This is a genomic window from Rhodococcus huquni, assembly GCF_055231055.1.
The window spans coordinates 19,224-40,691 of record NZ_JBUYWE010000015.1 but is presented as its reverse complement, the minus strand read 5'-3'; the positions used below and the strand labels follow the sequence as shown (position 1 = coordinate 40,691).

16 protein-coding genes and 1 tRNA gene are annotated in these 21,468 nt (G+C 65.1%); 9 read left to right on the top strand and 8 right to left on the bottom strand.

All coding sequences use genetic code 11. The annotated features are described in order from the left end of the window. Positions 1–76: 76 nt before the first annotated feature. The 3 genes from efeU to efeB are packed head-to-tail and all read left to right on the top strand — an operon-like array spanning position 77 to position 3,325. The gene (efeU, locus tag ACZI8R_RS19950) at positions 77–940 is read left to right on the top strand and encodes an iron uptake transporter permease EfeU (RefSeq protein ID WP_463381407.1); all 864 of its coding nucleotides are present in this window, start codon (positions 77–79) and stop codon (positions 938–940) included. Continuing rightward, on the top strand, positions 937–2,067 hold the full coding sequence (gene efeO / locus ACZI8R_RS19945) for an iron uptake system protein EfeO (protein ID WP_463381406.1): 1,131 nt from the start codon (positions 937–939) through the stop codon (positions 2,065–2,067). Before efeU ends, efeO begins: the two co-directional genes overlap by 4 nt. Before the next feature lie 4 nt (positions 2,068–2,071). Continuing rightward, on the top strand, positions 2,072–3,325 hold the full coding sequence (efeB, locus tag ACZI8R_RS19940) for an iron uptake transporter deferrochelatase/peroxidase subunit (RefSeq protein WP_463381405.1): 1,254 nt from the start codon (positions 2,072–2,074) through the stop codon (positions 3,323–3,325). Here efeB and ACZI8R_RS19935 read toward each other — a convergent pair. The 4 genes from ACZI8R_RS19935 to ACZI8R_RS19920 all read right to left on the bottom strand — a co-directional run bounded on the left by ACZI8R_RS19935 (position 3,318) and on the right by ACZI8R_RS19920 (position 9,893). After that, the gene (locus ACZI8R_RS19935) at positions 3,318–4,172 is read right to left on the bottom strand and encodes a nucleoside triphosphate pyrophosphohydrolase (RefSeq protein WP_463381404.1); all 855 of its coding nucleotides are present in this window, start codon (positions 4,170–4,172) and stop codon (positions 3,318–3,320) included. The genes efeB and ACZI8R_RS19935 overlap by 8 nt on opposite strands. 4 nt (positions 4,173–4,176) lie before the next feature. Further along, positions 4,177–7,824: a transcription-repair coupling factor gene (gene mfd / locus ACZI8R_RS19930; protein ID WP_463381403.1), complete on the bottom strand. Its 3,648-nt coding sequence runs from the start codon at positions 7,822–7,824 to the stop codon at positions 4,177–4,179. Positions 7,825–7,972: 148 nt separating this feature from the next. Beyond that, a complete protein-coding gene (locus tag ACZI8R_RS19925; protein ID WP_463381402.1) occupies positions 7,973–9,124 on the bottom strand; it encodes an acyl-CoA dehydrogenase family protein in 1,152 nt (383 codons plus the stop codon). Between the two features lie 169 nt (positions 9,125–9,293). Then, on the bottom strand, positions 9,294–9,893 hold the full coding sequence (locus ACZI8R_RS19920) for a TetR/AcrR family transcriptional regulator (protein WP_463381421.1): 600 nt from the start codon (positions 9,891–9,893) through the stop codon (positions 9,294–9,296). A gap of 238 nt (positions 9,894–10,131) precedes the next feature. On the opposite strand from ACZI8R_RS19920, the gene ACZI8R_RS19915 reads away from it, so the two are divergent. The 4 genes from ACZI8R_RS19915 to ACZI8R_RS19900 all read left to right on the top strand — a co-directional run bounded on the left by ACZI8R_RS19915 (position 10,132) and on the right by ACZI8R_RS19900 (position 13,600). Beyond that, positions 10,132–10,202 (top strand) — tRNA-Gln (locus ACZI8R_RS19915). Positions 10,203–10,263: 61 nt separating this feature from the next. Next, positions 10,264–11,736 (top strand): bifunctional UDP-N-acetylglucosamine diphosphorylase/glucosamine-1-phosphate N-acetyltransferase GlmU, encoded by a 1,473-nt coding sequence (gene glmU / locus ACZI8R_RS19910; protein WP_463381401.1) that lies wholly within the window; start codon positions 10,264–10,266, stop codon positions 11,734–11,736. Then, positions 11,733–12,713 carry a ribose-phosphate diphosphokinase gene (locus ACZI8R_RS19905; protein ID WP_463381400.1) on the top strand — a complete coding sequence of 327 codons (981 nt, stop codon included), beginning with the start codon at positions 11,733–11,735 and terminating at the stop codon, positions 12,711–12,713. Before glmU ends, ACZI8R_RS19905 begins: the two co-directional genes overlap by 4 nt. Positions 12,714–12,925: 212 nt before the next feature. Beyond that, entirely contained in the window at positions 12,926–13,600 is a 675-nt protein-coding gene (locus tag ACZI8R_RS19900; protein WP_463381399.1) for a hypothetical protein, read from the top strand. A gap of 23 nt (positions 13,601–13,623) precedes the next feature. Here the strand turns inward: ACZI8R_RS19900 and ACZI8R_RS19895 are convergent, their stop codons facing one another. Beyond that, on the bottom strand, positions 13,624–14,559 hold the full coding sequence (locus ACZI8R_RS19895) for a hypothetical protein (protein ID WP_463381398.1): 936 nt from the start codon (positions 14,557–14,559) through the stop codon (positions 13,624–13,626). Continuing rightward, the gene (locus tag ACZI8R_RS19890; RefSeq protein WP_463381397.1) at positions 14,559–14,969 is read right to left on the bottom strand and encodes a DUF2628 domain-containing protein; all 411 of its coding nucleotides are present in this window, start codon (positions 14,967–14,969) and stop codon (positions 14,559–14,561) included. Before ACZI8R_RS19890 ends, ACZI8R_RS19895 begins: the two co-directional genes overlap by 1 nt. A gap of 549 nt (positions 14,970–15,518) precedes the next feature. Here ACZI8R_RS19890 and ACZI8R_RS19885 point away from each other — a divergent pair. After that, positions 15,519–16,505, top strand: a complete 987-nt coding sequence (locus ACZI8R_RS19885) for a hypothetical protein (protein ID WP_463381396.1) — start codon at positions 15,519–15,521, stop codon at positions 16,503–16,505. A gap of 66 nt (positions 16,506–16,571) precedes the next feature. Then, positions 16,572–17,453, top strand: a complete 882-nt coding sequence (locus ACZI8R_RS19880) for a cyclase family protein (RefSeq protein WP_463381395.1) — start codon at positions 16,572–16,574, stop codon at positions 17,451–17,453. A 25-nt stretch (positions 17,454–17,478) separates the two neighbouring features. Here the strand turns inward: ACZI8R_RS19880 and ACZI8R_RS19875 are convergent, their stop codons facing one another. Continuing rightward, positions 17,479–18,678 (bottom strand): PQQ-dependent sugar dehydrogenase, encoded by a 1,200-nt coding sequence (locus ACZI8R_RS19875; RefSeq protein ID WP_463381394.1) that lies wholly within the window; start codon positions 18,676–18,678, stop codon positions 17,479–17,481. Between the two features lie 96 nt (positions 18,679–18,774). Further along, positions 18,775–21,453: a helix-turn-helix transcriptional regulator gene (locus ACZI8R_RS19870; protein ID WP_463381393.1), complete on the bottom strand. Its 2,679-nt coding sequence runs from the start codon at positions 21,451–21,453 to the stop codon at positions 18,775–18,777. Between the last annotated feature and the right edge of the window lie 15 nt (positions 21,454–21,468).

The window sequence follows — 21,468 nt, the reverse complement described above, 5'->3', positions numbered from 1 at the left end:
TTACGAAACGCTGCGCTATCTTCTTCTCGTACCTGAGGTACGCCTAACCAAAGCACGCCGAATCGGAGGAGATCTCGTGACCGTTCTCGCTGCCGGCACGCCTTCGATCGCCACCCAACTCTTCGGAAGTGGACTCATCGGCGTCCGTGAGGGCCTCGAGGCCGGAATCGTCGTGATGGTGCTCGTCGCCTACCTCGTCCGCACCGATCGACGCGACGCACTCAAATGGGTGTGGGCCGGCGTCGGCGCTGCCGTGGCGATGGTCGCGATCATCTTTCTGATCATTCACCTCGGAACGTCGACGGTGACAGGCCTGGTCGCCGAGATCATTGCGGGCATCTCCTCCCTAGTTGCGGTCGTCATCGTCACCGGCATGGTGCTCTGGATGCGAACGGCCTCTCGTTCCATCGCCCAGGACCTTCGCGACGGCATGGACAGGGCACTGGTAGCGGGGCCGATAGCCGTGCTCGCGCTGGCCTTCTTCGCGGTCGGACGCGAAGGCGTGGAAACGGCTCTCCTCATGGTCGGCTACGCCGAGAACACCAGCGGTAGCAGTTGGCCGATCGTCGGACTGCTCGTCGGCATCCTGGTCGCCTTCGGGCTGACCATCGGCCTGTACTTCGGTGCGATCAGAATCGATCTCGCTCGGTTCTTCCGCTACACCGGAATGTTCCTGGTCGTGGTTGCGGCCGGAATCCTCTCGTACGGCGTCCGCGCCCTGCAGATCGGCGGAGTGCTCCCCGGTGGCTCCACTCTCACCTTCGATCTCGGCAGCGTGTTCGACTCGTCCAGCTGGTACGGCACCGTGCTGGCCGGGATCTTCAACTTCCGACCGGATCCGACGCTTCTGCAGGCCACCGCCTGGCTCGTCTACCTGGTCGTCGTCATGTACTTGTTCCTACGCCCCGCAGCTCCTGTCACCGTGAAAGGCAACGCATGAAGCGAACGACCATCTCGGCACTCGCGACGGCCGCGATCGTGCCCGTCGTACTGTCGGGCTGCACCGAGAAGTCGACGGCCGATGCCGGTGACATCGCGGTGACGGCAACCGACGACGCCTGCGACGTCTCCGCCGACAGCGGCTCCACCGGAACCTCGACGTTCCAGGTGACCAACAACGGATCCAAGGTCACCGAGTTCTACGTCTACGCCGAGGGCGACCGAGCGATGGGCGAGGTCGAGAACGTCGGTCCCGGTCTGACACGCGAACTGATCGTCTCCCTGCCCGAGGCAGGCGAGTATCAGCTCGCCTGTAAACCGGGAATGGTCGGCAACGGCATCCGTCAGAGCTTCACCGTGTCCGGGGATTCTCAGGCCGCCGAGGACGAGACGGGACAGCTCGCACAGGCTGCCGACGGATACCGGCGCTACATCCGTAGCCAGGTGGTCGCACTGCAGGACACGGCTGCCGCATTCGTCGACGCCGTGGAGTCGGGGAACCTCGACCAGGCGAAAGCACTGTTCCCGCAGACCCGCACCTACTACGAGCGCATCGAGCCCGAGGCCGAGAGCTTCGGCGAACTCGATCCCAAACTCGACCTTCGTGAAGCAGACCTCGAAGAAGGCCAGGCCTGGACCGGCTTCCACCGTCTGGAGAAGGACCTGTGGGTGACCGGCCCCCAGCCCGACACGAACGCGGTCGCCGATCAACTGCTCGTCGACATCGCATACCTGGCCGACCAGGTCGATGCCGAGGACTACACCATCGACGCCACCAAGATCGCCGGCGACGCACAGGGATTGCTCGACGAGATCGCCACCTCGAAGATCACCGGAGAAGAAGACATCTTCTCCCACACCGACCTGTGGGACTTCCAGGCGAACGTGGACGGATCGCAGGCCGCCGTTGCCGCCCTCCAACCCATCATCGAAGAGCGCAACCCGGAGCTGGCCGACAAGATCACCCAGCGGTTCGCCGAACTCGACGACGAACTGGCGCAGTATCGGCAGGGCGACGGTTTCGTCGTCTACGACACCGTCACAGAACCACAGCGACAGGAACTCTCGCGCAAGATCGACGCGTTGTCGGCGGAGGTCAGCCAGGTTCAGGGCGTCGTAGCGGAGTGAATCGATGACCGAGGACCAGCACGCATCTCACGGCATCTCCCGCCGCCGCCTGTTCGGCGGACTCGGGGCGGGAGCGGCGCTCGTCGGGGCCGGCGCCGTCGCGGGCCGTGCAACATCGCCGGCCGAAGACGACCCGGAAGACACCGTCGTCGAATTCCACGGTGAGCACCAGTCCGGTGTCGTGACGCCCGCGCAGGATCGGATGCACTTCGTCGCATTCGATGTCACCACCGATTCGCGGGACGAGGTGGTCGACCTACTGAAAACGTGGACCGACATGGCTCGACGAATGACGGCTGGCTTGGAAGCCACGGAGGACGGCGCGCTCGGAGACGGCGCCTACGCACCGCCCAGCGATACGGGCGAGGCGCTGGGACTCGGCGCGTCGTCGCTGACGCTGACGATCGGATTCGGTCCTTCGCTGTTCGACGATCGATTCGGGTTGGCCGACCGCAGACCGGAAGCATTGACGGACCTCCCCCACTTCCCCGCCGACAATCTCGACCCGGCCCGCTCCGGCGGCGACATCGCGATCCAGGCGTGCGCCGACGATCCGCAGGTCGCCGTGCACGCGATCCGAAATCTTGCTCGGGTCGCATTCGGGACCGCATCCGTGCGCTGGTCGCAGCTGGGATTCGGCAGAACCTCGTCCACGACCACGGCACAAGCGACACCGCGAAACCTGTTCGGTTTCAAGGACGGCACCAACAACATCAAGGCGGAGCAGCCGGACACGGTCGACGACTTCGTGTGGGCGAGCAGCGAAGACGACCAACCGTGGATGGGCGGCGGAACGTACCTGGTGGCCCGCCGAATTCGTATGCTCATCGAGCAGTGGGATCGGGCGGTGCTGATGGAGCAGGAAGCCGTCATCGGGCGCGTCAAGGGAACGGGTGCACCTCTCGGTGGCACCGACGAGTTCGACGAGGTCGACTTCGATGCGAAGAAGGGGCACAGTCCACTTCTGCCGACAGACTCACACGTGAGGTTGGCGTCCGCGCACGAACTCGACGGCATCCAGATCCTGCGGCGCGGCTACAACTTCACGGACGGCACGGACGGTTTCGGACACCTCGACGCGGGCCTGTTCTTCATCGCCTACTGCCGCAACCCGGTCGATCAGTTCGTTCCCATGCAGATGAACCTTGCGCGCAGCGACGCCATGAACGAGTACATCCAGCACGTCGGATCGGCCCTTTTCGCTTGTCCGCCAGGGGTTCGCGACGGCGAGTTCTGGGGCCAGGGACTGTTCACCTGAGGTAGCTTCGCCAATCCTCGACCGCCCCGTTCACCTTGCGGCCGCCCGAGGCCTCGGCTTCGGCGACGCGAATACGTTCCATGAAAGCAGTGACCGCGCTGCGCAATCGGTCTTCGGCATCCGCCACCTCCGCGATGCCCGTCGACAACTGCTCCGGAACCGATTCGTCCGGCAGGGCGGCGCGATGGATGACTTTGCGCGCCAGATCGACCGCCGGCTGGCTCAGCGCAATACCGTCCATGGTCGAGGGTCGAGCCTTCTCTGCGGCCTTTCGTATCTCCCACGCGCGCTCTTGTTCGGCGATGTCGATGGGACCGACCACGTCCTCGGCGAGGTGGGGGCTTCGATGGACGAGCTTCGCGACGAGTGTCGAAGCCACGTCGTCCACGTCGAAGTGCTCAGCAGCCGAAGCGATTCGAGAGTGGAAGAGCACCTGCAGCAGCAGATCCCCCAGCTCTTCTCGTAGTGCCTCCGTATCGCCGGCCTCGATGGCGTCGACCACTTCGTAGGTCTCCTCGACGAGGTAGTGAGCGAGGGACTTGTGAGTCTGGGCGACTTCCCAGCCGCCGTAACTCCAGAGACGATCCATCACCTCGACGGCTTCGGACACGTCGTCACCCGCCACCGTCGGCGCAGCGATCACGGTGTCCCCGGCTGCGATACGCGCACGCACCGCCTCGTGCTCGCAGTCGGTGGACACGAGAACGTCGGAATCGAGCGCCTCCGACAGATGCACACGCGCCATCTCGGGGACCTCGTCGGTGAACCGCACTCCCCCATCCACCAGACCGATCGCCGCGAGCGGGATCGTCGACGGTCGACGTGGGTCGAGGAGTATCACCGTCATGCCGTCACGCCTCCATGACGACCGCGTCGGCGGCGCGACCGTCCATCGCGAGAACGAAATTGGCGATGTACTGGAGCAGTTCGACGTCCCGCACCCGATCGGCACCTATTCCGCCGCTGCCCGAACGGGGCAGTGGCAACTGCACCATGCCGGTCGTCGCGCGGTACTGCGCACTCGGATAGATCCGCTTCAGTCGCATCTGCTTGGAATCGGGCAACTGCATGGGTGAGATCTTGATCTGGGTGCCCACCACGGCGATTTCCTCGATCTCGTAGTCGCGAGCGAGCAAGCGCAGCTTGGCGACCGAGATCAGGCGACGCACCTCTTCCGGCAACGGACCGTAGCGGTCGACCAATTCGTCCACCACGGCGTCGATCCCCTCGTGGTCGTTGGCCGCCGCCAACTTGCGGTAGCCCTCGAGTCGCAACCGGTCGCTCGTGACGTAGTCGGGCGGAATATGAGCGTCCACCGGTAGATCGATCCGGACTTCCTTCGGTGCATCGTCCGTGGTGATCGGGCGCCCGTCCGCCGCCGCACGGAACGCTTCCACTGCTTCGCCGACCAACCGCACATACAGGTCGAAGCCGACCCCGGCCACGTGACCCGACTGCTCAGCACCCAGAACGTTTCCGGCGCCGCGGATTTCGAGGTCCTTCATGGCCACGGCCATACCTGCGCCGAGGTCGGAGTTCTGCGAGATCGTGGCCAGGCGGTCGTAGGCGGTCTCCGTGAGCGGCTTCTCCGGCGGATACAGGAAGTAGGCGTAGCCGCGGTCGCGACTACGCCCCACACGACCACGCAGCTGGTGCAACTGCGACAGGCCCAGCGAGTCCGCGCGTTCGACGATCAGGGTGTTGGCGTTCGAGATGTCCAGACCGGTCTCGATGATGGTGGTACACACCAGAACGTCGAATTCACGCTCCCAGAATCCCTGCACCGTCTTCTCGAGACGGTCCTCGTTCATCTGGCCGTGTGCGACGACGACGCGCGCCTCGGGGACGAGTTCACGAATCTTCTTCGCTGCCTTGTCGATGGAGCTGACCCGGTTGTGAACGTAGAACACCTGGCCGTCGCGCAGAAGTTCACGCCGGATGGCCGCGGCCACCTGTTTGTCCGCATATGCCCCCACATAGGTGAGGATGGGATGCCGTTCTTCCGGTGGCGTGAGGATGGTGGACATCTCCCGGATGCCCGCCATGCTCATCTCCAGGGTTCGCGGGATCGGGGTGGCCGACATGGTGAGCACGTCGACGTGAGTACGCAACGCCTTGATGTGTTCCTTGTGTTCGACGCCGAACCGCTGCTCCTCGTCCACGATCACGAGGCCCAGGTCCTTCCAGCGAACACCCGTCTGCAACAGACGGTGGGTGCCGACGACGATGTCGATCTCACCCTCCGCCATCGCCGCGATGATCTCCTTCGACTCTCCCGCGTCGGTGAAGCGGGACAGCCCGCGAACCTTCACCGGGAACGACGCCATGCGTTCGTTGAACGTCTGCAGATGCTGCTGAGCGAGAAGTGTGGTCGGTACCAGAACCGCCACCTGCTTGCCGTCCTGGACGGCTTTGAATGCAGCGCGCACGGCAATTTCGGTCTTGCCGTACCCGACGTCACCGATGACGACACGGTCCATCGGGACCGCCTTCTCCATATCGGCCTTGACCTCGGAGATGACCGTGAGCTGATCTTGCGTCTCGGTGAACGCGAAAGCGTCCTCCATCTCCGTCTGCCACGGGCTGTCCGGACCGAACGCGTGTCCGGGGGCGGCCTGCCTTGCCGCATACAGTTGCACGAGTTCACCGGCGATCTCTCGGACCGCCTTGCGCGCCTTGCGCTTCGTGTTCGTCCAGTCCGACCCACCCAGTTTGCTGAGTGCGGGCAGCTCACCACCGACATAGCGGGAGAGCTGGTCGAGGGACTCCATCGGTACGAACAGCCGATCGCCCGGGTGGCCGCGCTTGCTGGCCGCGTACTCGATGACGAGATACTCGCGTCGGGCGCCGCCGATGGTTCGCTCCACCATCTCCACGAAACGTCCGATGCCGTGCTGGTCGTGCACCACCATGTCGCCCGCCGTCAGAGCGAGCGGATCCACCTGGTTGCGACGCTTGGCAGGAAGACGTTTGCCGTCACCGACAGCCGCAACTCGATTGCCGGTGAGGTCGGCTTCGGTGACCACCACGAGGCCCGGTATCGAGTCACTGCCCGGAAGCACGAGTCCGTCGTGCAGTGAACCGCACAGAACTCCCACCTGTCCGCGAGGTGGCCGTTGCCCCGCCGGCAGTTCGGCTGCCGGCACCTCTGCTTCGCGGAGACGTTCGAGGATGCGGTGGGCGGTTCCCGAGCCGGCGACGACGACGACGGCCCGCCCGCCCGTGGTGACATGCGCGCGCAGGCTGACGAACAGCTCCGACAGCAGTTCCTCGGAGCCGCGCACCTGTGGGGCGGGTTGCAGAGCGAGTTCGAGTTGGTCGCCGCTGCCGGAGGCGAGAGGACTCACGGTCCACCACGGCCGGCCGGTCTCTTCTGCAGCCTCCCGGATCTGACGGAGAGAGCGGTACGCGGAGGCACCGAGATCGATGCCGTCACCCTTCAATACCGAAGTGTCCAGGGGAGCCGCTCCGCCGATGGACGCCGCCGTCCAGGACGCCTCGAGAAACTCCTGACCGGTACGCACCAGATCCGTTGCGCGAGTACGAATCTTCTCCGGGTCGCAGAGCACGATGTGTGCACCGCCGGGCATCACGTCGGTGAGCAACTGCAATTGCCCCGGCCGCAGAACCGGCAGCAGGGCCTCCATGCCCTCCACCGGGATTCCGCCCGACATCTTGTCCAACATCTCGACGAGCGCGGCATCCGCCGGATTGTCCTCGGCCAGTCGCGCCGCCCGATCGCGCACGTCCTGCGTCAACAGCAGTTCCCGACACGGCGGGGCGACGACCGCGTTCTGTTCGAGTTCGGGCAGCGACCTCTGATCGGCGACGGAGAATGCTCGCAGTTCGGTGACCTCGTCGCCCCAGAACTCGACACGCACCGGATGGTCGGCCGTCGGCGCGAACAGGTCGAGGATGCCGCCGCGCACCGCGAACTCACCACGCTTACCCACCATGTCCACGCGGGTGTAGGCCATCTCGACCAGCCGCTGCGTCAGGCCCTCGAAGTCGAGTTCCGCCCCCACCCGAAGAACGACGGGCTCGATCTCGCCGAGCCCGGGAGCCATCGGCTGCACCAGGGAACGAACCGTGGTCACCACAACTCGAAGCGGTTCGCCGTACAACTCGTCGTCCGGGCGGGCGAGCCGCCGCAACACCTCGAGTCGGCGGCCCACCGTGTCCGCGCTGGGCGAGAGCCGCTCGTGTGGCAGCGTCTCCCACGAGGGGAACTGCGCGACGCCGCCCCCGATCATCTCGCGGAGCTCGGCCGTCAGATCGTCCGCTTCGCGCCCGGTCGCGGTGACCAGTAGCAGCTGAGTTCGTGCGGCGAGCGCAGCGGCCACGAAGGGGCGCGCGGCGCCGGGCGCAACGATGTCGAGTTCGGCGGCCCCGATCCGCTCGATGATCTCGCCCAGCACGGCGTCTTCCACCGCCACGGACGCAAGGCCCGCGAGCGGAGTATCGGCCGAGTGCGAATCGACAGCGAGCGGTGAGGACAAGCGAAACACTCCTGAGCAGTGGTTACGAGCAGCTCGGCCGCACCGGTGACGAACAGCTCGGGCCGCGTCGGTGTCGTCGTCGGCGCATTCGCCCGGGCAGCCGGTAGCGGACTGAACCAGAGTAGTCGATCCGGCCGACACCGCCCGGTCAGACCGGGTCTGTGACGATCCGGTAATTGTTCATGAGTAGGGCGATACCGTGCGCATCCCGCACCTGCCGTTCGACGGTGAAATCTCCGGTGCTGCGGTATCCGTCCACCCCACAGATCGTCAGGGCCGCCGCGACGAGGTCGACCACGTATCTCGAGGCCATCACTTCGAGATTGTCGACCTCGAGCGATTCGGCCACCGCATCCAACGAATCCGGATCCGGAACGCCGCGCCGGTCACGGTCGTCGAAGCGGTCGGCGGCTCGGTCGACGAGCTCGGTGAACTCGGCCCGGCCCGCCTCGGCGTCGGACAAGCGCAATCGACTCTCACGCCTGCGCGCCGACCTTCCCGCGTCCTCCGATGCCACATGATCGTCGGCCTTGCCGAGCGCGGCATCGACGATCCCGAGACACACCGCTGCCCACAGGGTGTAAGCGACGGGACGAACGGTCTCCGCGAAGATCCGCGAATACGGGGTCGACACGACCAGGTCTCGGGTCACTGCGGCACGCACGACGAAACTGGGTGCACGCACACCGCGCAAGCCGAGAACGTCCCAGTCGGACGTGCGTTCGAGAGTGAGATTCTGCATCCGGCACACGGCGAGAACCTGACCCGCCGATGACCCGAACTCGGCCGGCCTCGCCGTTGCGAGGATCGCGTCGCAGTACTCGGCATAGGCCACCATTCGCGCATGCTTCGTGAGATCGAAGTATCCGGCTCGCTCGACGATCACCCCGGAACCCAACTCGGCGGTCGCAGCCGTGAGCAAGTACTGCTGTTCGAGCATCTCACCGAGAAATTCGTCCAACTCCGAGCCCGGGGCGTGCCGCAGCAGTGTGATGGCCTGGATTTGGTGCGTCGCGAAAACCATCCCCGTCGCAGCGCACCTACTGCTGATGGTCCGCACCGCCGCCGCGATCTCGCGAAGGGACAGTCCGTACCCACCTCGATACCGTGGAAATGCACACGTCATGAGTTGCCGATCCCGCATCGTCGTAACGGCCTCTCGTGGAAAACGCGCCCGCGCATCGACGTCCTGCGCCCACGTCCGCGCGGCCTCGGCGACCATGTCGACGCCGCGTTGCACCTCGGGAACCCGTGCGAGTTCCCCTCCGGAGAGCATCGTCTCGTTGTCGAAATCCGTCATACCACTCCCCCAATGGCCTTCGCCGTCGTACGACGAGCTGCGCGCGCGATCGTGCGTCGTGGGGGTTATCGCAGCGAGAGGCGCTCGCCGTTACCGCATGGACAACACGGGCAGTAGTACTCGAGCCGATGGGCCGGCTGCCGCGCAATCTGCGAGCAACCGGTCCGACTCAAGCGGGCTCGTCCCGGAGTACCGGATCCGCCTCGAGGTTCGTCAGTCCGTTCCAGCACAGATTGACCAGGTGGGCGGCCACCACTTCCTTGGAGGGTGTTCGGACGTCCAACCACCAGGTCGCGGCGGTCGACACCATGCCGACGAGGGCCTGCGCGTACATGGGGGCGAGGTCCGGATCGAACCCTCGCTTCGAGAAGTCGCTCGCAAGGAGGTGCGCCACCTTGTTGATCGCTTCGTTGAGAAGACTCGAATACGTACCGTCCGGGGCGGCTACCGGCGAGTCCCGGACCAGGATGCGGAATCCGTCCGTGTGGTCCTCGATGTAAGTGAGAAGTGCGAGCGCAACCCTCTCGACACGAACCCGGGAACGGTTCTGCGTCAAGGAGGACATGACCATCTCGAGGAGTCGAGACATCTCGCGATCGACCACGACCGCGTACAGGCCTTCCTTGCCCCCGAAGTGTTCGTAGACGACCGGCTTCGAGACATTCGCCCGCTGTGCGATCTCTTCGATGGACGCCGCGTCGTAGCCTCGCTCGGCGAAAATGGTCCGTCCGATCTGGATGAGCTGCTGTCGACGCTCCGTTCCGGTCATCCGGATACGGACCGTCCGCTGTTCGACCCCGTCCTGTCGGGCTGGTCGAGACACTGTTGTCACCGTTCCTCTCGAATCACGTGCGCCGAGTGGGATGGGATCGACCGTCCGATCGCCGCAGGTGGCACCCACTCTATCCGTTCCACCACCCGCAATCGCCGGAGCGGTTCGACCTACGGCGGGTCTTCGTGCGAGGATTCTCACGCGCGGACGGGTCTCGCATCGGTTCGGGCGGTAATCCGCCGTGGTGTAAAGGCAGCACCTCTGATTTTGGTTCAGATAGTTCAGGTTCGAATCCTGGCGGCGGAGCGGGTTTCCACCAGAGCCAGACGAATATCCCGAGCCAGCTGAACGACCCCGAGGGAGCTTCATGCCAGTGCAGACCGCCGTGGTCGTCCTAGCCGCAGGCGCCGGAACGCGGATGCGGTCGAAAACACCCAAGGTTCTGCACACCCTCGGTGGCCGCACCATGCTCTCGCACTCGTTGCACGCGGCGGCGTCCGTCGCTCCGGCGCATCTGGTGACCGTGGTCGGTCACGATCGAGAGCTGGTCACCACCGCGGTCGAAGACTTCGCCACCCGTTCCGAACACTCGGTCGTCACCGCTGTCCAGGAAGAGCAGAACGGCACCGGACACGCAGTGGGGTGCGGTCTTTCCGCACTTCCCGACGACTTCGACGGAACGGTTCTGGTCACCGCAGCAGACGTACCGCTACTCGACGGCGATGCACTGGCCGCATTGATCGCCACCCACAACGAATCGCCGGCCGCCGCCGTGACGGTCCTGACCTCCACCGCCGCGGAGCCCAAGGGCTACGGCCGCATCTTGAGGACCACCGACGGCGAGGTCAACGCGATCGTCGAGGAAGCCGACGCCACCGAGTCGCAGAAGTCGATCACCGAGGTCAACTCGGGTGTCTACGCCTTCGATGCGGCAACACTTCGTGCCGCACTGTCCGAACTCAGTTCCGACAACGCGCAGGGCGAGCTGTACCTGACCGACGTCATCGCCATCGCGCGCCGGGCCGGCAAGACCGTCAGAGCCCGAATGGTCGACGATTCCCTCCTGGTCGCCGGAGCCAACGACCGTGTCCAGTTGTCGGTCCTCGCCGGAGAACTCAACAGGCGCACTCTCGAACGCTGGATGCGGGCCGGAGTCACGATCGTCGACCCGGGCAATACCTGGATCGACGTGGACGTCACCCTCGCTCGCGACGTCACCCTGCAGCCCGGTGTGCACCTGCACGGCAACACCACCGTCGGCGAAGACGCCGTCGTCGGGCCGGACACCACACTCGAGGACGTCACGGTCGGAGAGGGCGCCACCGTCGTACGCACGCACGGCAGCGCTTCCACCATCGGCGCCTCCGCCACGGTCGGCCCGTTCACATATCTGCGGCCCGGCACCGTGCTCGGCGAGTCCGGCAAACTGGGCGCGTTCGTCGAGACCAAGAACGCGGATATCGGCGCCCACTCCAAAGTCCCCCACCTGACATACGTCGGTGATGCCACAATCGGTCGGCACAGCAACATCGGTGCGTCGAGTGTGTTCGTCAACTACGACGGCGTGAACAAGAGCCGTACTGTGGTGGGGTCGCACGTCCGGACCGGGTCGGACACCATGTTCGTCGCTCCGGTGCAGGTCGGTGACGGTGCATACACCGGAGCCGGCACGGTGTTGCGCAACGACGTACCGCCGGGGGCGCTTGCCGTCTCCGGAGGACGACAGCGCAATATCGACGGCTGGGTGGAGAGAAACCGCCCAGGTACACCCGCAGCCGAGGCAGCATCGGCAGCGGGAAGACAGAATGCAGCAGATCAAAAGGATGGCAACGAGCAGTGACCTCGAATTGGATCGACAACCAGAAGAATCTCATGCTCTTCTCGGGTCGTGCGCATCCGGAGCTGGCCGAACAGGTCGCGAAGGAACTCGACATTCAGGTGACGCCGCAGACGGCACGTGATTTCGCCAACGGTGAGATCTTCGTCCGCTTCGAGGAGTCCGTACGAGGCTCGGACGCCTTCGTTCTGCAGAGCCACCCGGCACCGCTGAACACGTGGGTGATGGAGCAGCTCATCATGATCGACGCTCTCAAGCGTGGATCCGCGAAGCGCATCACCGCCATCCTGCCGTTCTACCCCTACGCCCGCCAGGACAAGAAGCACCGCGGACGCGAGCCCATCTCGGCTCGTCTCATCGCCGACCTGCTCAAGACGGCCGGCGCCGACCGCATCATCACGGTCGATCTTCACACCGATCAGATTCAGGGCTTCTTCGACGGCCCCGTCGATCACATGCACGCACAGGGCCAGCTGGCGGACTACATTCGCGCCAACTACAGCACCGACAACATCGCCGTCGTCTCCCCCGACTCCGGTCGCGTGCGCGTGGCCGAGAAGTGGGCGGACACCCTGGGCGGCGCGCCGCTCGCGTTCGTCCACAAGACACGCGATCCGCTGGTCCCGAACCAGGTCAAGTCCAACCGTGTGGTCGGCGACGTCGAGGGACGCACCTGCATCCTGATCGACGACATGATCGACACGGGCGGCACCATCGCCGGTGCGGTGAAGATCCTGAAGGAAGCCGGCGCGGCCGATGTCGTCATCGCCGCCACGCACGGTGTCCTTTCCGATCCTGCTGCCGAGCGTCTCGCGAACTGCGGCGCGCGCGAGGTCATCGTGACCAACACGCTCCCGATCGACGAGTCGAAGAAGTTCCCGACTCTGACCGTGCTGTCCATCGCCCCGCTGCTGGCACAGACGATCAAGGAAGTTTTCGAGAACGGCTCCGTCACCTCGCTGTTCAACGGACACGCCTGACACACACCCCACCTGTGCGCCTTTCGGTAGCTTCTGCTACCGGAAGGCGCACAGTCGTTTTCAGACCATCTGGTCGGAAAAGTTTGTGCTGCACAGACTTTCCACGCTCATAACCCCCGCCGAATGATCTTCGTCACGCCACTCGGAAGAACTGCAGGTCGCAATTTCACGGATGTGGTTCGAGAGCTCCGAGTCCCCTACTGTGGCTCGTCGTGATCGACGCGCAAACACTCTCTCCGGGCACTGATATCCACGCGATTCGCAACATCCGGAGGTGGACGCCAGGAGACTGCGTATGGTGCGGTGACGACCGCTCGGTCGAGATGTTCCGCAACGAACCCCGGTGTGGAACCTGCCGAGAACAAGAGTCGATCATCGAGGAAGCCCGCAAGTTCGTCGGCATGTACGGCCTGCGCCCGATCGGCGGGACGCTGCAGGCGGAGGACGACGAAGAGTACGAACACCGCCTCGGAGCGCGAGACGCCCGGCGCGCGCTCAACGAGACCCGTCTCAACGAATTGCCTGACGCCGCTGCCGTTCGCAAGGCATTGCGCCCCCGGGCCGCGACCGTCGTCGCGGAGGCGGCAGGATCCAATGGCTCGAACACGACATCGTCGGCGAAGGCCCGCCCGGCGCCCGCCACACGCTCGGCTGCGCCGCGCACCGCGTCGTCGACGCCCACCGATTCCGTCGATGTGAGTGTCCTCGAGACCCGCGTTACCGGGCTGCTCGATCAGCTCGGCAGCATCGACGCAGAAACCGCGAAGATCGGCGAGCCGGCCGGGTTGGCAGCACGTGCCCGGCTGAGCGACCTGACCAAGCAGCGGGCCACCGTGTTGCGCACTCTCGCTGCGCTCGAGAAGGCACGCATCGCAGCCAGCAACTGAGCCTCCGGCAGCCGGCTCTCGGTTCAGTCCTGCAGCTGCGCGGGAATCTTCGTGTAATAGGTCAGTACGGACTCGTGGAGAGACTTCACGAGTCCGGGTGTGAAGCCCGCGAACTCGGCGATGTACTTCATGGCCGGCACCCACCTGGTGCGCAGCAGTTCGTTCAGTTCCCGCGGGATCTGCTCAATCTGCTCGTCCATGGTGAGGAACTTCGGCAGGAAGCACTGAGTGACGGTCTGCAGTGACATCGTGCGGATGTCCCCGAAGAACAGCCAGTACGGGAAGCGATCGTCCAACTTCCCGACGTAGTCGCGGATCTCGTCGATCTCGAAAGGCTCGTCGGGCTCGTCGTCGAACCCGTCGAATCGCAAGTCGACCGTTCCTTGCGCGCGACGTGCAATCTCCGGAGTATCGGTGAGTGCGTCCAACAGCGCCAGGATTCGGTCGGTATCACCCGCCTCGACCTCCTCGCGGGTGACCACGACGAACATCGAATCCCGTACCGACACCGACGACCGGTCGGGCTTCTCGACCGGAGCCGACTGTTCGGGAGCAGAAAGTGCGGGAACGGACTTCGTCGGAGCCGGTGGCTCGGATGCAGGCGCCCCCGAGGCGGAAGCCTCTCCGGCGGCGGACGCCAGCGCTACGGGCTCCGGTGAAGCTTCGACGAAGCCGTAGGTGGTGACTGCCTGCTCCACGAAGGACGCGGCAAGCTTCGTCTCGATCTCCGCCATCTCGATCGTCGCGACGATCCACTGACGTCGACCCGGCGCGGAATTCGCATAGTCCCGCAGAGCAGCGACTTTGGTGTCGCACCATTTGTACGCGGGCGTGTCGGGGTGCATTCGCTCCTGCGCGTCCCGATACACAGCCACCAGACCGTTCAATGCCGCGGAGAGTTCCTTCTCCACGGTCGGCACGTCGGCGTGCAGGATTCGCTCGCGCGCTTGCGCATCCATCACAGACCCCAGGTCTCTCGTCCCCTGGCGATGCGTTCGTAGTAGTAGACGTTGGTCCTCATCCCGATGGCGATCCACCACCCGACGCTGATTCCCATGTCGAGGCCGTCCGGAATGTTCAACGCGGTGGTCGCCGTCCCCAACGCGACCCCGATCACGAAGACGACGATCGCCTTACGCCAGAGACCCAGGTAGAGCAGGTAGAAGACGTTGAAGAAGGCGGCGCAGAAGTTCATCGTGATCTTCATGCGCTCCCGGAACGAGAGGGCACGAAGTGCAGCGGCATACGCCGGGTCCGGTTTGCCCCACCCCGGGGTTCCGTACGTGTCGAAGAAGTCGAATCTGAACCGCCATTTGCCCTTGCGCACCCGTGCGGGCGCAGGCGTGAGCTCGGTCTGTTCGTTAACCATGAATCCCCCGTGAACGTCGATCGAAGGCCAAACCCTACCCGTTCCGAGTGGACGGACCTGAACATGTAGCTCACCTGTTCGAGTCCCACTGTTCAGCGCACGTCGCGTTTCGACCCGGTTCACATGGGGCGATGCCTGTTCTCCGAGTAGATTCAGGACACTTCACAGATTTCAGCTAACTATTGGTAAACACTGCATTGGACGGTCACCGGGGGTGATGTCGACTTCACCAGCGATGCCAACGGCATGAACTCCGGATTGTCCACGGATAGCTTCGAATCAGCGACGGCACGGCTACTTCAATCTCCGTGCAATTGGATCCCGACGCCGACAATCGCCGGGGCAGTTCGCGATTCGATTACCACACGCATTGCCAACCGAGCGGTACGCTTCATCTGGGTGATGGTCATTCCGGCCATCGCTCGAACGGAACCGTCGAGCAATCGGCGGTAGCGATTCGTCGCAACTACGAGGCTGGTTTCCCGACCGAAGCCCGAGTCGAGATGCCGTCAAGAGGGTCTCGTCGCTGCGCGGGATGGGAGTTGCCACATGAACGACGCCTGGCTGCACCCTTACTGGAGTCTCGGGTTCGCCGGGCCGGACACGTTCGGCCGCGCTCACTCCGATCTCCACGGTGCACAGTTGACCGTAACCGCACTATCCGACGATCTCGTCCAACTCACTGCGAGTATCGGCGATGCCCACGACACAACTGTGTGCGATGCACGGTGGGGCGTCGATCGCATTCGAAATACCTTGGGGCAGGTACTCGAGAGAGTGCTGCCGGACGGCGAATCCACCTGGATCCGAGCAGAGTTCGCCCTTCCCGTGGAGTACTCCGAGAGCATCACGAACGCGGCAATGAAGACGGGTTCCTGTCAGCACTTCACCGTGGAATCGCTTCCCTTGCATCCCAGAGTCGAGTACGGGCTCGACTACACGCTCGAGCATCGCGCGGCCATGACCACGGCAAGGCACGGAACCGATCAGGTTCTGATCGGCTGGATCGCCACCGAATACCCGAACAACGCCGTGCAGGATCAGGCGCTTCTCAACACCTCCTGCCCGGAGGAAGTCCTGCTCCAGGTCGCGCCGGACGAACGTGCAGCGTCGGTGCTGTTACAACGAACCATGCTTCCCGAGAACGTGTTCCAGAAGCTGGCCGATGCGGAGAGTGCACGCTACATGCGCTCTGCGATGCCGAGGCATCACTTCCCCCGGCTACTGAAGATCGCCCTGCACCCGGCATGCCCCGAAGAACTGGCCTTCGGCCTGGTGGCGCACGTCGTCAGTCCAGGTGGGGGCGCGCGGGTGGCGGTGGCCAACAAGGCCTGGCAGGCAGCGCCTCGGCGCCGCGACGCCATCCACCTGTATCTCCTGACCGGTGGGCGCACCACGAAGTACACCAACGAGCTGGTCGACGCGGTGATCGGAACTCACGATCGCCACAGCCGTGTCGAATGGCTTCGAGCCCAGGGCCGCCGCCTGGGGCACTTGGTCGAGCGGTGGGAAGGCGCGCACGCGTCGATGGCGTGACCGATACCGCGCCTCACCTCGCTCGGTATCGTGTTGTGCACCGATACCGATCGAAGGAGTGAGACCGTGTGCTCGCCGCGAATCATGTCCGATGTCTACGAAAGCATCGGCCGCAGTGCTCGGGTCAGTCGCCGTGCGCTTTTCGGGGTGGTCGGTAGCGCGGCCCTCGGCGCCACCTTGGCGCCGGCTCTGGCTGCGCGGGCCTCTGCTGCTCCCGCCGACGCGACTTCGATCGTCGACCTCACACACGTCTTGACCCCACAATTTCCGGTGTGGCCGGGCGCGAGCCAGTTCGAGATGCTGCCGGTAGCCACTATTTCGACCGGCAACGGATCCACCGGCTCGTTGGGTTCGCTCGGGGAAAGCGCCTTCTATCTCAACGAGTTGCGGTACGAGGAGCACACCGGCACCCACGTCGACGCACCTGCGCACGCCTCCGCGGACGGCATCACGGTCGAGCAGATCCCGGCAGCAGACCTGATGGCCCCGATCGCCGTCGTCGACATCGCCGACCGGGCAGCGGCGGACAACGACGCCCTGCTCACCCGACAGGACATTCTCGATTGGGAGAATCAGCACGGCCGTCTACCCGCCCGCTGCATCGTCGCCATGCATTCGGGCTGGGAGAGCCGAATCGGAACGCCCGGCGCCTTCACCAATCAGGACGCGCTCGGCACACAGCACACGCCGGGATTCGCGCCGGATGCCGTCGATTTCCTGGTACACGAACGCGATATCGTGGCCATCGGTTCGGACACGTTGAGTATCGACGCCGGCCGAAGCACCACGTACGGGGCTCATCGGGCCGCGCTCGGCGCCGGAAAATACGGCATCGAGGTATTGGCGAACCTCTCGAGGATTCCGTCGGCAGGGGCCACCGTCATGGTCGGAGCGCCCACTCACGCCGGCGGCTCCGGCGGGCCTGCCCGAGTCCTCGCTCTCCTGTGACTGGGCGGGCAGGCGTCCCACCAACTCAGCCTCGTGGGGTCACCCGCAGAACCTGATCCGTGTCACCGTTGTCGGTCGTGACGAGAAGCGAACCGTCCGGGGTCGGAGTGACCGAGCGGATGCGTCCGTACTCTCCCTCGAGACCGACCGTCTGCGCGCCGACCGACTGCCCGTCGTCCGCGATGCGCTGGAAAAGCAGTTGCTTACCCTTGAGCGCACCGATCACCAGCGCGCCGTCCCACGGTCCCCAGGCCGAACCATCGACGAACGCGCCGCTCGCCGTCGCCAAGGTTTCCGGCCCGGAACTCCACACCGCGCCGAGTGCACCCGGCACTCTGATCGGGTCCGTCATCGGAACGGATTCGTCGTATATGAACGGGATGCGGTCGGGGCGCCAGCCGTAGTTGCCACCGGGCACCAATAGGTTCACTTCGTCGTCACGATCGGTTCCCTGCTCGACCGCGTAGATGCGCCCGGTTGCCGGCTGCTCGGCGAGGCCCTGCACGTTGCGGTGGCCCAGCGTGTAGACAGCGCTGTCGGCACGAGGGTTGCCGGCCGCGGGAGTTCCATCGGCCTCGATGTGCAGTGTCTTTCCACCGAGCGAGTTCGGGTCCTGCGGTACGGACGGCTGGGCCGTGTCACCGGTACCGACGAACAGAGTGCCGTCGGACGCGGCCAGGATCCGGCATCCGCCGTGCCGGCCGCCGTTGACCGGTATTCCGTCGAGCACGGTCTCACCGCGAGTGAGGCTGGTCCATTCCTGGTCGACCGTCCATGCCACGACACGAACGTCGTTGACGTCTCCGGACTGGAACCCCTGACAGGTGAACAACTTCCGCGACTGGACGAAATCGGTGGCGAGGGCGATTGCCATCGAGCCCGTCTCCCCTTGCGCATACAGGTCCGACAGGTCCGCGGCCACCGGGCCGGTACTTCCGTCGCCTCGTCGCACTACGAATCCACCGGAACGTTGACCGGTGAGTACCGCGCCGTCCGGCGCCTGTACCACGTCCCACGGATGGTCGAGGCCGTCGAGCACGGGCTCGACGTCGAGGGCCGGCAGGGTGTCCTCGAACGGCGGCTGTTCCGGGGACGGCCCCTCTCCGAGACTGCCCGAATCCAGACTTCCGGTGTCGAACGGAAGCGGGTCCGCGCACGCCTGACCGAAAGGCAACATGACTGTTGCCGTGGCCGCGAAGGCAAGAACGACGAGGGGTCTGCGCACAGTGTTCTCCGAGTGAAGTTTTGGCAATACCTGTGGAGAGTGTAGAGAATCCCTTTGGTTTACATCGGTCGTTCTTGCCACCGAGTGTCGCGCGGCTCAGTTCTCGGCGTCGTCCCGCCACGACGCAGCCAGCTCCGCTCGCGACCGCAGGCCGAGCTTGGCGTAGATGCGCGTGAGGTGATACTGCACCGTCTTCGGGGAGATGAAGAGCTCGGACGCAACCTCTCGGTTCGACAGCCCGCTCGCCACGAGCGAGCTGACCGCATCTTCCTGCGCGGTCAGTCCCACTGCGGACGACTCCCCACGTGGCATGTGCATGCCCCCGGCTTTGAGTTCACGGTCGCAGCGATCGACGTAGGTGACCGCCCCGAACGACAGGTAGATGTCACGCGCCGCGCCGATGACGGCATCTGCGGCCCGGCGCTTCCCCGCCCTGCGCAGTGTCTGTCCGTAGGCGAAGTTGACCCGGGCCAAGTCGTAGCGCAGAGGCAGTCCCTCCAGCAGCTCCAGCGCCTCGTCGAATGTCCTTCGTGCAGAATGGATATCACCCAGCGCACCGTAGTACCGCCCCCGCGCGTACTTCATCCGCGCCGCCGCCGAACGATGAGTCCGGCTGTCGATTCTGGGCTCGTACCGGCTGAGCAGTTCGTCGGCAGCGTCGAGTTGGCCGTCGATCACGAGAGCGTTCGCCAGCACGTCCACCCACGGCCACCATGCCGGCGAGGCAAGTGCGGGAACGTCGTTCGCCATGTCGATCAGCGGCTCGAGAATCCGGCGAACCTTCCCGTAGTCCGCAGATGCCTCGGCTATCTGAGCGCGCGCCAACATCTCGGGGATACGCATGATCTCGTAGTCCCCGGCCCCGGCGGCTGCGTCTCGGACACAGCGATGTGCAGCGTCCCAGTCACCACGCAGGGAATGGATCTGAGTCGCAGTCCAGTTCAACAGTGGCGTCGCCAGCACGATTCCGGAGGACTGAGCCAGTGCGTGTGCATCACCGACGGTCCGGAGCGCCTCGTCCCACTCTCCGGTGAGAAACTGCACTCTGGCCAGCCAAGCCAGTGCCCACAACGAGATGCGGTTCGATCCTCCGAGTTTCGCCATCGACACAGAAGTCTGGAGATTGCCTCTGGCCTCGCCCAACTCGTCGATTCCGACCTGAAGCCAGCCGAGCCCCATCGTCACGCGCTGCGACTGTGCCCCGAACTCGATGCGGTCGAAGATCGCGTCGTACTCTGCGCGCGCCTGCCTGGGATTGCCCGACCATGCCAGCCCCAATCCGCGCACTGCGGCCGCCTCCACGCCTGCCGAGGAGTCCGTTCCGGCAAGAGCGACAGCGCGATCCGCCCACTCCACCAGTTCCGAACCCTGGCATCGCACGAGATCGTGCAACACGTAGCGCTGAGCGATGAATGCCGCGGTCTCCGGTTCGCGGTCGATGCTCACGATGGACCAGGCACGATCGAGACGAACCTGCGCTTCCGCGGCACGTCCTCGGAGAATCGCCAGGTACGCGAGAGTCGCGTTTCGCAAAGGGGTCTCACGAAGACTCTCCACCGTCGGGACCAGCGCGGCCGCGCCGATACAGTCACCCGCAGCCAGCAACGCGTCGACCGCCAAGGTCACTCGCTGGTCGCGCAGCAGGGGGTCGGACGTCAGGCGACCGGACTGACGGAAGAGCCCCGCCGCCTCCGACCACGCCCCGTCGGTCCCTCGGACTCGGGCAAGACGATCGAGATCGTCGGCAAGCGCGGGATCCGCCATCGGTGTCGCAGCGACTAGATGATGCATTCGGCTGACGGGGTCACTCACGATCTCGGCGGCCCGCCGGTGGGCTTCCGCCGCGCGGGCGGTGCCGAGCGACTCGGTGACAGCGGCCCGAATCAACGGATTCGCCACGTGTGGCCGAATTTCCGCCGGCCCCGATACGGAGCGCGCGACCACGAGTCCTGTGTCGACGGCATCGTCGATGGCCGGCAACGGATCTCGGATACCTGCCAATGCGACCACAGTGTCCAGCGGTTCGATCTCGCCGAGGACGGCAATCGCCTCGATGATCCCCCGCGCGTCCGGACTACACCGCGTCAGACGGTCTCGCACATCGGCGACGACCGAGCGCGGCGCCGGCAGTTCCGTGTCGTGGTGTGCCCAGACCCCAGCCGGCACCTCTTCGAGCAGGGCCGCGATGTGACGGGGATTGCCATCCGTGTGTTCGACCAACTTCTCGGCCATCGCCGAATGCAGAACGAGCCCGCGCCGGGTCGCAAGCTCGGTGACCGCTACCGCGTCGAGACCGTCCAACAGAACGACATCGGTGACGAGCCCCTGCAGGACGGGCGGCGTACGGGTCATCGCGAAGACGACGAGTGCGCGCAATTCACGGCGAAGACGAATCAGACCGATCAAGGCCTGCAACGACTCTTCGTCGGCGTGCTCCGCATCGTCGACGACGATCAAGGTGGGTTCGTCGGCGTCGAGCCCACCCGCCAGCCGCTCCGTGAGGTCTGCGACCGCCGTCGAACCGTGCACCTGAGTGAGTTGGCGCAGAACTGCACCGGGCGTTCCCGCCTCCCACGGTGACGATTGCGCCCACATCGTGCGGGCGTCGCCGTGAGTTTCTGCGTGCAAGGAGATCAGACGCATCAGCATCGTCGATTTACCGATTCCGGGTGCCCCGGTGATCGTCACCGCGTCGACCGTGGACGCCACCGAGGTGCGCGCCAGAAGGTCGTCGATCTCCCGGTCACGCCCCACACAGTGCGCCACGCTGATCATCGTTCCCATCGTAGG